Source organism: Streptomyces solitudinis (assembly GCF_036323765.1).
Lineage (GTDB): Bacteria > Actinomycetota > Actinomycetes > Streptomycetales > Streptomycetaceae > Streptomyces.
The window spans coordinates 305,664-317,910 of the sequence record NZ_JAZDCW010000001.1 but is presented as its reverse complement, the minus strand read 5'-3'; the positions used below and the strand labels follow the sequence as shown (position 1 = coordinate 317,910).

General features: G+C 77.0%; 12 protein-coding genes. 6 read left to right on the top strand and 6 right to left on the bottom strand.

What is annotated here, in order from left to right:
- Nucleotides 1-57: 57 nt before the first annotated feature.
- From zapE to V1J52_RS01185, 3 genes are all read left to right on the top strand, one after another.
- On the top strand, nt 58-1,209 hold the full coding sequence (zapE, locus tag V1J52_RS01195) for a cell division protein ZapE (RefSeq protein WP_443075675.1): 1,152 nt from the start codon (nt 58-60) through the stop codon (nt 1,207-1,209).
- Nucleotides 1,210-1,275: 66 nt separating this feature from the next.
- A complete protein-coding gene (locus V1J52_RS01190) occupies nt 1,276-2,130 on the top strand; it encodes a polysaccharide deacetylase family protein (RefSeq protein ID WP_330137615.1) in 855 nt (284 codons plus the stop codon).
- Between the two features lie 143 nt (nt 2,131-2,273).
- Nucleotides 2,274-2,702 (top strand): DUF2267 domain-containing protein, encoded by a 429-nt coding sequence (locus V1J52_RS01185; RefSeq protein WP_330137614.1) that lies wholly within the window; start codon nt 2,274-2,276, stop codon nt 2,700-2,702.
- A gap of 60 nt (nt 2,703-2,762) precedes the next feature.
- On the opposite strand, the gene V1J52_RS01180 is transcribed toward V1J52_RS01185, so the two are convergent.
- From V1J52_RS01180 to V1J52_RS01165, 4 genes are all read right to left on the bottom strand, one after another.
- Complete coding sequence (locus V1J52_RS01180) at nt 2,763-4,223, bottom strand: aldehyde dehydrogenase family protein (RefSeq protein ID WP_443075705.1); 1,461 nt, start codon at nt 4,221-4,223, stop codon at nt 2,763-2,765.
- Between the two features lie 157 nt (nt 4,224-4,380).
- On the bottom strand, nt 4,381-5,886 hold the full coding sequence (locus tag V1J52_RS01175; protein ID WP_330137612.1) for a 4-hydroxyphenylacetate 3-hydroxylase family protein: 1,506 nt from the start codon (nt 5,884-5,886) through the stop codon (nt 4,381-4,383).
- A 6-nt stretch (nt 5,887-5,892) separates the two neighbouring features.
- On the bottom strand, nt 5,893-7,392 hold the full coding sequence (locus V1J52_RS01170; protein WP_330137611.1) for a pyridoxal phosphate-dependent decarboxylase family protein: 1,500 nt from the start codon (nt 7,390-7,392) through the stop codon (nt 5,893-5,895).
- Entirely contained in the window at nt 7,389-8,813 is a 1,425-nt protein-coding gene (locus tag V1J52_RS01165; protein ID WP_330137610.1) for an ATP-grasp domain-containing protein, read from the bottom strand. Before V1J52_RS01165 ends, V1J52_RS01170 begins: the two co-directional genes overlap by 4 nt.
- 211 nt (nt 8,814-9,024) lie before the next feature.
- Between V1J52_RS01165 and V1J52_RS01160 the strand changes: the two genes are divergently transcribed.
- From V1J52_RS01160 to V1J52_RS01150, 3 genes are read left to right on the top strand one after another with little or no spacing between them, the layout of a single operon-like run.
- Nucleotides 9,025-9,324, top strand: a complete 300-nt coding sequence (locus V1J52_RS01160) for a hypothetical protein (RefSeq protein WP_330137609.1) — start codon at nt 9,025-9,027, stop codon at nt 9,322-9,324.
- Nucleotides 9,325-9,380: 56 nt separating this feature from the next.
- On the top strand, nt 9,381-9,650 hold the full coding sequence (locus V1J52_RS01155; protein ID WP_330137608.1) for a hypothetical protein: 270 nt from the start codon (nt 9,381-9,383) through the stop codon (nt 9,648-9,650).
- A gap of 5 nt (nt 9,651-9,655) precedes the next feature.
- On the top strand, nt 9,656-9,925 hold the full coding sequence (locus V1J52_RS01150; RefSeq protein ID WP_330137607.1) for a hypothetical protein: 270 nt from the start codon (nt 9,656-9,658) through the stop codon (nt 9,923-9,925).
- A 177-nt stretch (nt 9,926-10,102) separates the two neighbouring features.
- Here V1J52_RS01150 and hemQ read toward each other — a convergent pair whose 3' ends face one another.
- The gene (hemQ, locus tag V1J52_RS01145) at nt 10,103-10,819 is read right to left on the bottom strand and encodes a hydrogen peroxide-dependent heme synthase (protein WP_330137606.1); all 717 of its coding nucleotides are present in this window, start codon (nt 10,817-10,819) and stop codon (nt 10,103-10,105) included.
- Nucleotides 10,816-12,225, bottom strand: coding sequence for a protoporphyrinogen oxidase (gene hemG, locus V1J52_RS01140; RefSeq protein WP_330137605.1), 1,410 nt, complete (start codon nt 12,223-12,225; stop codon nt 10,816-10,818). Before hemG ends, hemQ begins: the two co-directional genes overlap by 4 nt.
- Nucleotides 12,226-12,247: the final 22 nt, after the last annotated feature.

Here is a 12,247-nt window from a genome sequence, read left to right as displayed (position 1 = left end):
GTGGCACGGGCCACGGCCGGGCCGGTCGCGTGCCCCCGCGGCGTTACAGTGGCAGGTGTGCCGACCTCCCCCGCCTCTCCGTTCCCGACGACGCAGTCCGACCGCGCCCGGCGGCCCGGCGACCACACGCCCGTCGCGCTGAGCGACCGGCGTCCCGAGGTGCCCGCCGAGCGGCTCGTGGCGGAGCTGGTGCCGCCACCGCGCTTCCAGAAGGCACGTTTCGACACCTACATACCGGACCCGGCGCAGCCCAGCCAGGCCGAGGCGGTCGAGGCGCTGCGCTACTTCGCGTCCTCGCTCGGTGACGAGCCGGGCGAGGAGCGGGGCATCGCACGGTGGTTCCGCCGCCCCCGTCCGGCGCCGCGGGGGCCGCGCGGGGTGTATCTGGACGGCGGGTACGGCGTGGGCAAGACACACCTGCTGGCCGCCCTGTGGCACGCCACCGCGGCACCTCCCGAGCGCAAGGCGTTCGGCACCTTCGTGGAGCTGACGAACCTGGTCGGCGCGCTCGGCTTCCAGGAGACGGTGCGCACCCTGGCGGAGCACCGGCTGCTGTGCATCGACGAGTTCGAGCTGGACGACCCCGGTGACACCGTGCTCGTCTCGACGCTGCTCGGCCGCCTCGTGGACGAGGGGGTCGCGCTGGCCGCCACGTCGAACACGCTGCCGGGGAAGCTGGGCGAGGGCCGGTTCGCCGCCGCCGACTTCCTGCGCGAGATCCAGGGGCTCTCCGCGCACTTCCGGCCGTTGCGCATCGACGGTGAGGACTACCGGCACCGCGGCCTGCCCGGCGCTCCGGCCCCCTACGGCGACGAGGACGTCGTGCGGGCCGCGCACCGCGTCCCCGGTGCCAGCCTGGACGCCTTCCCCGCGCTGCTCGACCACCTGGCGCAGGTGCACCCGAGCCGGTACGGGGCGCTGTGCGAGGACCTCGGCGCGGTCTGCCTGACCGGTGTGGCGCCGGTGCCCGACCAGTCCACCGCGCTGCGCCTGGTCGTGCTCGCGGACCGGCTGTACGACCGGGAGATCCCCGTCCTGGCCTCCGGCCGCCCCTTCGACGCGCTGTTCGGCGAGGACATGCTGAAGGGCGGCTACCGCAAGAAGTACTACCGCGCCATCTCCCGGCTCACGGCCCTGGCCAGGGACGGCGCGGCGCTCGTGGACGAGGGCTCGGCGGCGCGCGCGGCGGGCGGCGCCACGGGCGGGTGAGGCGGGCGTCCGCCGAGGGGAGCACTCGGCGCGCCTCCGGTGTGATGATCGGCTTACGTTCGCAGCGTGATCAGCTCTGCGCGCTCCGTCATCCCCGCCCTCCTCTCCCTCGTCCTCGCCGCCACCGCCGGGTGCGGCGGCCCGGAGGGCACGGTGACGGCCGACCCCGAGGAAGCCGCCGCCCAGGCCCCCGCCGCCGCACCCGCCCGGCCCGCGACCCTGCCGCTCTCGGCCAGCGGACGCACCGCGGTCTTCAGCCACGGCCCCCGCGATGCGGCGGACAAGACCGTCGCCCTGACCTTCGACGCCGACATGACCGCCGACCAGGGCGCCCGCGCGGCGGGCGGCGAACGCTTCGACAACCCCGCGCTCGTCGCGCTGCTGCGCGCGGAGAAGGTCCCGGCCACCTTCTTCGTGACCGGCATGTGGGCGCGCACCTACCCGGCCCAGGCCCGCTCCATCGGCCGCGACCCGCTGTTCGAGGTCGGCAACCACTCCTACTCCCACCATGCCTTCACCGAGCCCTGCTACGGCCTGCCCGCGCTCGGCCAGGGCCGGGCGCTCGCGGAGGTCCGGGAGGGGTTCGCGGCGCTGCGCGGCGCCGGGATCGAGGACCCGCTGCCGTACTTCCGCTTCCCCGGAGGCTGCTACGACGACCGCGCCCTGCGGGCCGTCGCCCCCGCGGAGGTGACGGCCGTGCAGTGGGACGTGGCGGGGGGCGACCCGTTCAACCGGGACGCGGACGACATCGTGCGCCAGGTGCTCGGACAGGTGCGGCCGGGCTCCGTGGTCGTCCTGCACTGCACGCTCAGCGCGGCGCCGGCCACCGCCGAGGCCGTGCGGCGCATCGTGCCCGAACTGCGCGAGCGCGGCTACCGGTTCGCCAGGGTCTCCGAGCTGATCGCCGACTCGCTGCGCTGAGCCGCGCCCCCGCGCCCCGCGCCCCCGCGCCCCGCGCCCCCGCGCGGACGGACGCGGTGAACACCCGGGCGCCGGGGTACCCGCAGCGGGAGTCCGCCCGCCGCCGGAGGCGGGACACGTACCCGGGAAGGACGTGAGGAACGATGCAGCACGACGAGATGATCGGCCAGGTCCAGGCGCTCGCCCAGCTCCCGGACCGCGGCTCGGCCGAGCGGACGGCCCGCGCGGTGCTCAGGACGCTCGCCGAGCGGGTGCCGCCGGGCCTCGCCGGTCACGTGGCGGCCCAGCTCCCGCAGCCACTCGCCGGCTCCCTCACGACGGCAGCCGACGCAGCGGAACGGGAGGGAGCGCCCCCGGAGCACGGCGAGCCCTTCGGCCTGACCGTGTTCACCGGCCGGGTCGCCGCCCGCGCCGGCACCGACGAGGACGCCGCCGTACGGCGGTCCGCCGCGGTGCTGGAGGTGCTGGACGCCGCCGTCAGCCCCGAGGTGATGGAGAAGCTGGCCGCGGAACTGCCGCAGGACGTCCGCCAGCTCCTGCCGGTGGAGCGGGCGCGCGACGCCGAGGGGTGAGGCGGCGCGGGCGGCGCCTCCCGGCGGACCGCCCGGGACGCGCCGTCCGCCGGGCGCGCGTCAGTACGGGTAGTCGCGCGCCGCGTGCTGGAAGCTGATCCAGTGGTGGGTGGTGAACTCGTCCACGGCCCACTCGCCGCCGAAGCGCCCGAGGCCGGAGTCCTTCTCCCCGCCGAAGGCGCTGTGCGCGTCGTCGTGCACGGTGGTGTCGTTGACGTGCGTCATGCCCGCCTCCACCCGCAGGGCGAAGCGCAGGCCACGGTCCTCGTCGCGGGTGCACACGGCGCTGGACAGGCCGTAGGGGGTGTCGTTGGCCAGCCGGAGCGCGTGCTCCTCGTCCTGCGCCCGGATGATGGTCGCGACCGGTCCGAAGACCTCCTCGGCAGCCGTGGTGACGGTGTTGCCGCCGAGCAGCACGTGCGGGGGCAGCACCTGCCCGGCCGGACCGTCCGGCTCACCGCCCAGCACGAGTTCGGCACCGTCGGCGACGGAACGCGACACCTTGTCCCGGATGGAGTCGAGCTGGCTGGCGTTGATCACCGGTCCGATCTGGGTGCCCTCCTCCCCCGGATCGCCGTGGCGCAGGGCCGCCGCCCCGGCGGTGAAGCGCTCCACGAACGCGTCGTGCAGCGCGGCGTCCACGATGACGCGGTTGGTCGCCATGCAGACCTGGCCCTGGTGCACGTAGCTGCCGAACAGGGCGGCCGGGACGGCGCGGTCGAGGTCGGCGTCGTCCAGCACCACCAGCGGACCGTTGCCGCCGAGTTCCAGCGCCAGCCGCTTCAGTCCGGCCTTGGCCGCGATGCCCTCGCCGACCGGCGTCGATCCGGTGAACGAGACCACGCGGGGGATGTCGTGCTCGACGATCGCGTCACCGATGTCGCGGCCCGCGCCGACCACGACGCTCAGCAGGCCCGGCGGGAGTCCCGCCTCCTCGTAGACCCTGGCGAGGAAGAGTCCGCCGGTCACCGGGGTGTCGCCCGCCGGTTTGAGGACCACCGCGTTCCCCAGCGCGAGCGCCGGGGCGACGGACCGGTTCGAGAGCTGGACGGGGAAGTTCCACGGGCTGATCACGGCCACGACGCCCGCCGGCCTGCGGTAGACCCGGTTCTCCTTGTCCGGCAGGTCGCTGCCGACGGCCTGGAAGGTGCTGATCCGGTCGGCCTGTTCCGCCGCCATCCGGGTCACCGCCTGTACCAGGGAGAGTTCCAGGCCCGCCCGCGGCCGCGTCGCCCCGGCCTCCCGGCACAGCCAGCCGGCCAGCTCCTCCTCCCGGTCGGCCAGGATGCGGGCCGCCCTCTCCAGGACCCGGGCCCGTTCGAAGGCGGGCCGCGCCGCCCACTTCGGCTGCGCCTCCCGGGCCGCTCGGTACGCCTCGTCCAGGTCGTCGGCGTTCGCCTGCGGGATCTCGAGCAGGACCTCGCCGCTGTAGGGGTCGGTGTCCTGCCGGGTGCGGCCGGCCCGGCCGGCCCGCCACTCACCGGCGATCGGCATGCGGTCGAAACCGGTGTAGCCCTCCAGTACCGCCTGTGCGCACACGGTGTGCCTCCCGGGATGTCGCGTGCTGGGGTTCCGTCCCCCGGGTGCCCCGATCCGCCCGCTCCCACCGTCCTCGTCCGCCACGCGTTCCGGCAGGACCGGCCGCGTCACCAGCCGGGCGCGTCACCAGCCGGGCGCGTCACGGGCCGGGCGCGCGGGAGCCGGTGAGGAAGGCGTCGACCTCGCCCGTGAGGCGGTCCGCCAGGCCGCTGCCGACGGCGTGGTCGTAGGCGTCCAGGCGGTTGACCGCGGCGTTGCCCGCGTACTGGCGTTCGTACAGGGCGTGGCGGCCGGCGAACTCGCTGCCGACGGCGTCCCAGGCCAGCTTCATCACCTTGGCCCGCTCCACGGCGCTGGTGCCGTGCGAGCCCCGCAGATAGGTGTCCAGGTGGGGACGCAGCTCGGGCACGGCGAAGTCGGCCGCGTGCGAGGGCACGTAGCACAGGGCACCGCCGAGCGCGTCCTCGATCAGCTCCCGGACCCGGCGGTACGCCTCCCCCGCGAGCACGCGGTGGGCGTGGGCGGTGTCCGCGTCCGGCAGCCAGGCCCCGTCCGGCCCGGGCCGGGCCTCCTCGACCATGGCCAGGCTGTGCGCCCACACCGTCTGCCGCCAGGCCAGGACCTCCCCGGCCGCCGCGCGGACAGCGGGCCGCGCGTCCCCGCCCGTGACGTGCGCGGCGCGCAGGAGCAGCCCGCTCAGGAAGTCCAGCTTCACCGCCAGTCGCGTCGCGCCGTGCAGGAGGAAGCGGGGCAGGAAGCCGGAGTCGTGCAGGAACGACCCGGCCGTCCGCACGTCCCGGTGGACGAGCACGTTCTCCCACGGAACGAGCGCCCGGTCGAAGACCAGGACGGCGTCGTTCTCGTCGAACCGGCTGGCGAGCGGGGCGTCGAACGCGCTGCCGGCGACGGCGGCGGCCAGCTCGTAGGAGGCACGGCACAGCACCTTCAGGCCGGGGGTGGCGACCGGGGCGACGAACGACACGGCGAAGTCCGGATCGGTGGGCGGCGGCCCGGCGTGCGCCACGAACACGTACTGGGCCGCGGCCGCGCCGGTGGCGACGACCTTCGCGCCGCTGACCAGCACCCCGGCGTCCGTCTCCCCCACCACCCGGACGGCGGGGGCGGGCGGCACGTCCTCGGGCAGGTGCCGGTCCACCGGCGGGTTCACCAGGGCGTGCGCGAAGAAGAGGACCCCCTCCTGGGCGCGTGCGTACCAGGTGCGGGCGTTGTCCGCGAAGGGACCGTACCGTTCGGGTCCGGCGCCCAGGGTGGCCAGGAAAGACGCCTTGTAGTCGGGTGCGCGGCCCAGCCAGCCGTGGGTGAGGCGCTGCCAGGCGGTGATGGCCCGCCGCGCCCCGCGCAGGTCCTCCACCGAGCGCGGCACCCGGAAGAAGGGGTGGGTGCGGCCGCCCGAGCCGGTGTCGGTGGGGGCGGTCAGCTCGTCGCGCCGCCCTGGGTCGTGCAGCGCGTCGTAGAGGCTGGCCACGGAGCGGACGTGCCCGCGGAAGGCGGGGTGGACGGTGACGTCGCCGACGCGTTCGCCGCGGAGCCAGACCTCGCGGTCGTCGCGCAGGCCCGCGAGGTACTCCGCGCCGGTGAGCGGGGCGGAGCGCGGCGCGGACGGGGTGGCGGGAGCGGACGGCACGGCGGCTCAGCCCCCGGCCAGGTGGCGGGCGGCGTCCAGGACGCGGGCCAGGGCGGCGTCCACGTCCGCCTCGGCCGAGCGCGGATTGATCGTGCACAGCCGCAGCACCCGCCCGCCGCGCAGCCGCGTGGGCAGGACCATCGCCTGGCCCCCGGCGACCACGGCCCGGCTGACGGCCGCCTGGAGGCCGTCGAGGGCGGGGCCCGGGGCCGGGCCGCCCGGCGGGCGGCAGCGGAAGGTGAGGACACCCAGGCTCGCGGGGGTGGTGAGTTCCAGTTCCGGATGGGCGCTGACGCGTCCGGCGGCGTACTCGGCGAGCCGCAGGCCGTCCGCGACGGCCTCCCGGTAGGCGCGCACCCCGAACGTCTTGAACGACAGCCACAGCTTGAGGGCGCGCAGGCCGCGGCTGAGCTGGACGCCGTAGTCGGAGAGGTTGACCTCGCCTTCGAGCGGTGCCCCGTCGGCCGCGTGCCGGGAGGCGTCCAGGTAGCCCGCGTCCACGTCGGTGCTGTGCCGGGACAGGGCGAAGCTCTCCCGCAGCAGCCCCGGCTCGCGCAGCAGCACGCAGCCGATGTCGTACGGCTGGAACAGCCACTTGTGCGGGTCCACGGTGACGGAGTCGGCGAGTTCCAGACCGGCCACCAGGGCGCGGCCCCGCTCGGTGATCCGGGCCGCCGCGCCCAGCGCGCCGTCGGTGTGCAGCCACAGGTGCTCGGTGCGGCACAGGGCGGCCAGCTCCGGCAGCGGGTCGACGGCGCCGGTGCCGGTGGTGCCGGCGGTGGCGACGACCGCGAAGGGGCGCAGCCCCGCCGCCCGGTCCCGCCGCACGCGGGCGGCCAGGGCGTCCGGGGGCAGCCGCAGGGCGGCGTCAGCCGGCAGGGCGACGAGCTGGTCCCGGGTGAAGCCGAGGATGTGCAGGGCCTTGGCGACGGACGGGTGCGCCTGGTCCGAGCAGTAGGCGCGGGCTCCTCGCAGGTCGCCGCGCAGGCGGGAGTCCCGGGCGGCGGTGAGCGCGGTGAGGTTGGCCTCGGTGCCGCCGGACACGCACAGGCCGCCGCTGCCCGGCGGCAGGCCGAGCAGTTCGCACAGCCAGGAGACGGTGACGAGTTCGAGCTGGGTGGGTCCCGAGCCGACCAGCCAGGCGCCGGGGAGGGCGAGGAAGGCGGCGGCCAGGGCGTCGGCGAGGACGGCCGGGTAGGTGCCCGCGGACGGCACGAACGCGAAGCAGCGGGGGTGGTCGGAGCGCATGCCGGTGACGAGCGCGGTGTCGGCGAGCCGGTCCACGAGGGCGGCCAGGTCCTCGCCGTCCTCGGGCGGGGGCTCGCGCCACTCCTTCTCCAGTTCCTCGCGGGTGCGGTGGGAAGCCACCGGCCCGGCCCCCGGCTGGGACACCCGGCCGATGATCCGGTGCAGGGCGCGTTCCCCGGCCCGCCGCATGGCGGGCTCGGACAGGGTGAGAGGGGGCAGGGGGCGGTGGGCCGCCCCGCCGTCCGTCGTGTCGGTCACCGGACCGGCTCCCCCGGGGGTCGTCGTGGCGCGGGCGGGCGGGGCGGCGGGTGCGGCGCCGGACCGGTGAGGGCCGTCAGCCAGGCCCGCGCGTGCGGCAGCAGCGCCGGGGCGTTCCCGTGGCGCAGCGGGGCCACCCGCCCGGGCAGTTGCACCAGCAGCAGTTCGTCCCCGGCCCGCACCGGCCGTCCCGGCACGGTCTGGGCCCACACCAGCGCCTCGTCGGGGGCGAGGGAGGCGAGGGAACCGGTGGCGGGCGGGGGCAGGGGGCCGGTGAGGCGGCCACCGGCCCCGAGCCGGTACCGGCCGGAAGGCGGCAGGGCGGCGGCGGGCCCGTCGTCCGGGGCGTGCACGACGAGCTGGCTCAGCGGACGCGGCGGCGCGGCGGCGGTGCGCACCGGCACGTCTCCCGGCCCGCGGAAGGCCAGGACGTGGGCGCCGAGGGCCGGAAGGAGCCCCGCGTCCCGTTCGAGCTGCTGGGTGAGCGAGACGACGGTCTGGAAGCGGGGGTTGATCTCGACGGCCACCACCCGCCCCGGCGCGCCGGGGCTGGGCGGGGCGGTGAGGAGGAGGTCGAGCCCGAAGACACCGCGGAAGCCCCGGGCGCGCAGCTCCTCCCCGACGCGGCGGGCCGCCTCGCGCACCCGCGTGTGGGCGCCGGGCGGCAGGTCCGACGGGCCCAGGAGCTGGTTGCCGCAGTGGGCGCCCCAGTGCGGGGTGAGGCAGGGCACGCCGACGAGCTGGTGGGAGACGGCGGACACCAGCACCCGTCCGGCCAGGACGCAGCCGCCCGCCGTCAGCGGCAGCCCGTCGAGGTACCGCGCGACGCGCAGCGCGTGGCCCGGCCACGCGTCCAGGCAGGCCCGCAGCTCGCGCACGTCCCGGGCGAGGCGGGTGCCGCGGCCGGTCAGGTTGTTCTCGCGGCGCTGCACGACGGCCGCCTCCCACTGCGGGCGCCAGTAGGCGGCGGCAGCGTCCCGGCCGTCCGCCGGGACGACGAGGTGGCCGGGGACGTCAACCCCGGCGGCGCGGAACAGCGCGAGTGCCTCGATCTTGTCCGCGGCCTGGGCCGTCACCGCCGGGCCGGCGGCCAGCAGGGGCAGTCCGGCGGCGGCCGTCCAGCGCCGGGCGCCGGGCCCGTGCTCGGGGGCGAAGGCCACCGCGACCCGGCGGCCGCCGGGATCGGGCGCGGCGCCGGGGACGGGCGCGGCGCCGGGGACGGGCGCGGCGCCGGGCCGCTCGCCGGGTTCCGGCTGCGGCCAGGGCGGCGCGGCGATGGGGGGCATTCCGGGTGCGGCGGCCGTGGCGCCGAGGAACGGCGAACGGTCCAGCCAGGTGATCTTGTCGACGTGGGCGCGCAGCAGCCGGGCCCCGCGTTCCAGGTCCACACCGTCCACCGGAACCGGCGTGCTGTCGGTCAATGCCCCTCCTCGCGCGCCGTCTCACGGCACCTGACGTACCGCATAACGGCCCGGCGGGCGCGAGGTCACGCCGCCGTGCCGCGCCGGTGCCCGGCGTGACGCGAGGCGCCCGCGGTCGTTGACGGTGTGCCGTGCGCCCGGCGCGCGGCCGGGCGGCGGCGGTGCCGCGCCCGCATCCCACACGCGTCACCGGGAGGACCCCGTGCCGACCATGACAACACCTCTCCACCGGCGGCCGCCGTTCCGCCGCCTGCCCGGTGCGGCGACGGCCGCCGTGGCGGCCGGACTGCTCGCGCTGTCCACCGCCGGCCCGGCCCGCGCGGACACCAACGACAACGTCGCGGACCCGCCGCTGGCCTGTGCGGCGTCGCTGCTGGCGCTGGACACGGGGCGGATCTGCCGCACCGAGCAGCGCGTCACGCAGGAGATCGACAAACGGGGCACCTCCGACGCCGGTCTCATCGGCTTCCTGGACGTGGTGGTCCCCGCCGAGGTCACCGCCCTTCCCTGATGCCGCGGGCCCGCCCCGGCCGGCCCCCGCCAACCGCCCCTCCCGAGGAGATCCCCTTGCGCTTCCCGCTCCTGCCGGCCGCCGTGGCGGCGGCCGCGCTGACCCTGCTGGGCGCCGCCGCCCCGGCCGTCGCGGACACCAACCGCAACGTGCACAGCCCGTCGCTGCTGTGCGGTCCCGGGCCGCTGACGCTCAGCGGCCCGGACGGCACCGAGTCCGAGTGCCTGGCGCGCCAGCTCGCGACCCAGCGCATCACCGAGTCCGGCACCTCCAGCGTCAGCCTGCTCGACTACGTCGCCGCGGCCGTGCCCGCGACGGTGGGGTGACGCGGGTGACGACGCGACGGCTCCTGCGCGCGGTGTCCCTGCCCGCCCTGGCCGCGGCCGTGCTCCTCACCGGTGCCGGGACGGCCGCCGCCGACAGCAACCGGACCACGCAGAAACCGGTGATGCTCTGCAACCTCGTGCTGCTCTCGCCCGGCGCCCAGGTGGACGGCAGCTGCCGCGCCGTGCAGCTGGGCGACCAGCGCATCGTCAAGCAGGACAGCCTCAGCCACGGCCTGGTGGACGCGCTGGACGTCCTGCCCTCCGGGCTGCTCTGACCGTTGCGCCGCGGTGCGGCGATGTGCCGCCGACGCTGCTGCTGGAGGGCGCGCTGCCCGCCGGCGGCCACCTCCTGCCCGGGCCGCCCCGAGCCCGGGCCGCGGGAGGCCGCCGGACGGGCGCCGCCGTCCCGCCGCACTGACGACGCGGCGGGACGGCGGCGCCGGGCGGCGGGGCTAGGCCAGGTCCGCCACCAGCTCGGCGACCGGCTTGCGCCGCCCGGTGTAGAACGGCACCTCCTCGCGGACGTGACGGCGGGCCTCGGAGGCGCGCAGGTGGCGCATGAGGTCCACGATGCGGTGCAGCTCGTCCGCCTCGAAGGCGAGCAGCCACTCGTAGTCGCCGAGCGAGAAGGACGCGACGGTGTTGGCCCGCACGTCGGGGAAGCCGCGGGCCATCTTGCCGTGGTCGGCGAGCATGCGGCGCCGGTCCTCGTCCGGCAGCAGGTACCAGTCGTAGGAGCGGACGAACGGGTAGACGCTGACGTAGGCCCGCGGCGTCTCGTCGGCCAGGAACGCGGGGATGTGCGACCGGTTGAACTCGGCCGGGCGGTGCAGCGCCATGTTGGACCACACCGGTGCCAGCGCCCGTCCCAGCCGGGTGCGGCGGAAGCGGTTGTAGGCGTCCTGGAGCGCGTCGGAGGTCTCGGCGTGCCACCAGATCATGACGTCGGCGTCGGCGCGCAGCCCGGAGACGTCGTAGGTGCCGCGCACGGTGACGTCCTCCTGCGCCAGCCGCCCGAACAGCTCCTCCACCTCCTCCGCCCAGCCCGCGCGGTCCTCGGGGAGCACGTCCTTCAGGCGGAACACGGACCACAGGGTGTAGCGGATGACCTCGTTGAGGTCCTTGGCCTTCTTGCCCGCGTTCGGGGCCTTGTGCGGTGCGTCAGTCATGGGGCCATTCTCGCCCCGGTGCCGGGCCGGTCCGCCGCCAGGGTCTCCTGTGCGGCGCGCTGCCCGTCGGCGACGCAGGCGGGCACGCCCACACCGCCGTAGGCGGCGCCGCACACCGCGAGTCCGGGGTGCCGGGCGACGGCGGCCCGGACGCGGGCCACCGCGTCCAGGTGCCCGGGCGGGTACTGCGGCAGCCCGGCGTCCCACCGGGTGACCCGGCTCGCCACCGGGCGGGCCGTGAGCCCGGCGGCGTCGCGCAGGTCGGCGAGGGAGGCGGCGAGGAGGTCGGCGTCGTCGCGTTCCAGCACCGCTTCCTCGCCGAAGCGGCCGACGGAGGTGCGCAGAACGAACAGATCCGGGTCCTGGGCGGCGATCCAGGACCACTTGTTGGAGGCGAAGGTGGCCGCCTTGATCGTGCGTCCGTCCACCCAGGGCACCAGGAAGCCGCTGCCGCCGGGGACGCGCGCGAGGTCGGCACGGCGGAAGGCGAAGGTGCACAGGGCCATGGAGGCGTAAGCGAAGCCGTCCAGCTCCCGGGCCGCGGCCGGCACCTCGGGCCGCAGCAGGCGGGCGGCGGCGGGGGCGGGCAGGGCGACGACGACGGCGTCCGCGTGGAGCGTGCCGCCCCCGGGCCCCTCGGCCGTCACCTCCCAGCCGCCGGGGGTGCGGCGCAGCGCGGTGGCGGCGGTGTCCGTCGAGACGCGGCCACCGGCCGCCCGTACGGCGTCGGCCACCGCGCCGGGCAGCCGTCCGACGCCGCCGTCGATGCCGAGGAAGACCGGTCCGGTGGCGCCCGCCCGCGCCGCGCGGGCCTGGACGTCCCGGACGGCGGCCAGCAGCGAGGGCTCGCCGCGGGCGGCCTCGAAGAGCTGCGGCACGGCGGCGCGCAGGGAGATGCGGTAGGCGTCGCCCGCGTACACGCCGCCGAGGAGCGGTTCGACGAGCCGGTCCACCACCTCGCGGCCCAGGCGTTCGGCGACGTAGCCGCCGACGGTGGCGTCCTCGCCGAGCACCGTGGGCGGGAGCCGCTCGTCCTGCGCGATGCGGGCCACCCCTTCGGGCGAGACGACGTCCCCGACGGCGGCCGGGTCGCCGGGCACGCCCATGACGTGCCCGCGCGGCATCGGCCGCACGGCGCCGCGCGTCCAGATCGCGCCGCCGGCCACGGCGGGGGGCTGGAGGGCGTCGCCCAGTCCGACCGCGCGGGCCAGCCCGACCGCCTCGGGCCGTCGTGCGAGCAGCGACTCGGCCCCGAGGTCCACGGCGCGTCCGGCGATCTGTCCGGCGAGCAGCTTGCCGCCGAGCCGTCCGGTGGCCTCCAGGACGGTGACGCCGCTGCCGCGCTCCAGCAGCCGGTGGGCGGCGGCGAGGCCGGAGATGCCGCCGCCGACGACGATGGTGTGCACGGGCCGGGCTCCCGGTGCCGCC

What these genes read in the sequence shown, in the direction of transcription:
- V1J52_RS01185 (WP_330137614.1), top strand. Translation starts at nt 2,274, where the DNA reads ATGCAGCACGACGAGATGATCGGCCAGGTCCAGGCGCTCGCCCAGCTC.
- V1J52_RS01160 (WP_330137609.1), top strand. Translation starts at nt 9,025, where the DNA reads ATGACAACACCTCTCCACCGGCGGCCGCCGTTCCGCCGCCTGCCCGGT.
- hemQ (WP_330137606.1), bottom strand. Translation starts at nt 10,819, where the DNA reads ATGACTGACGCACCGCACAAGGCCCCGAACGCGGGCAAGAAGGCCAAG.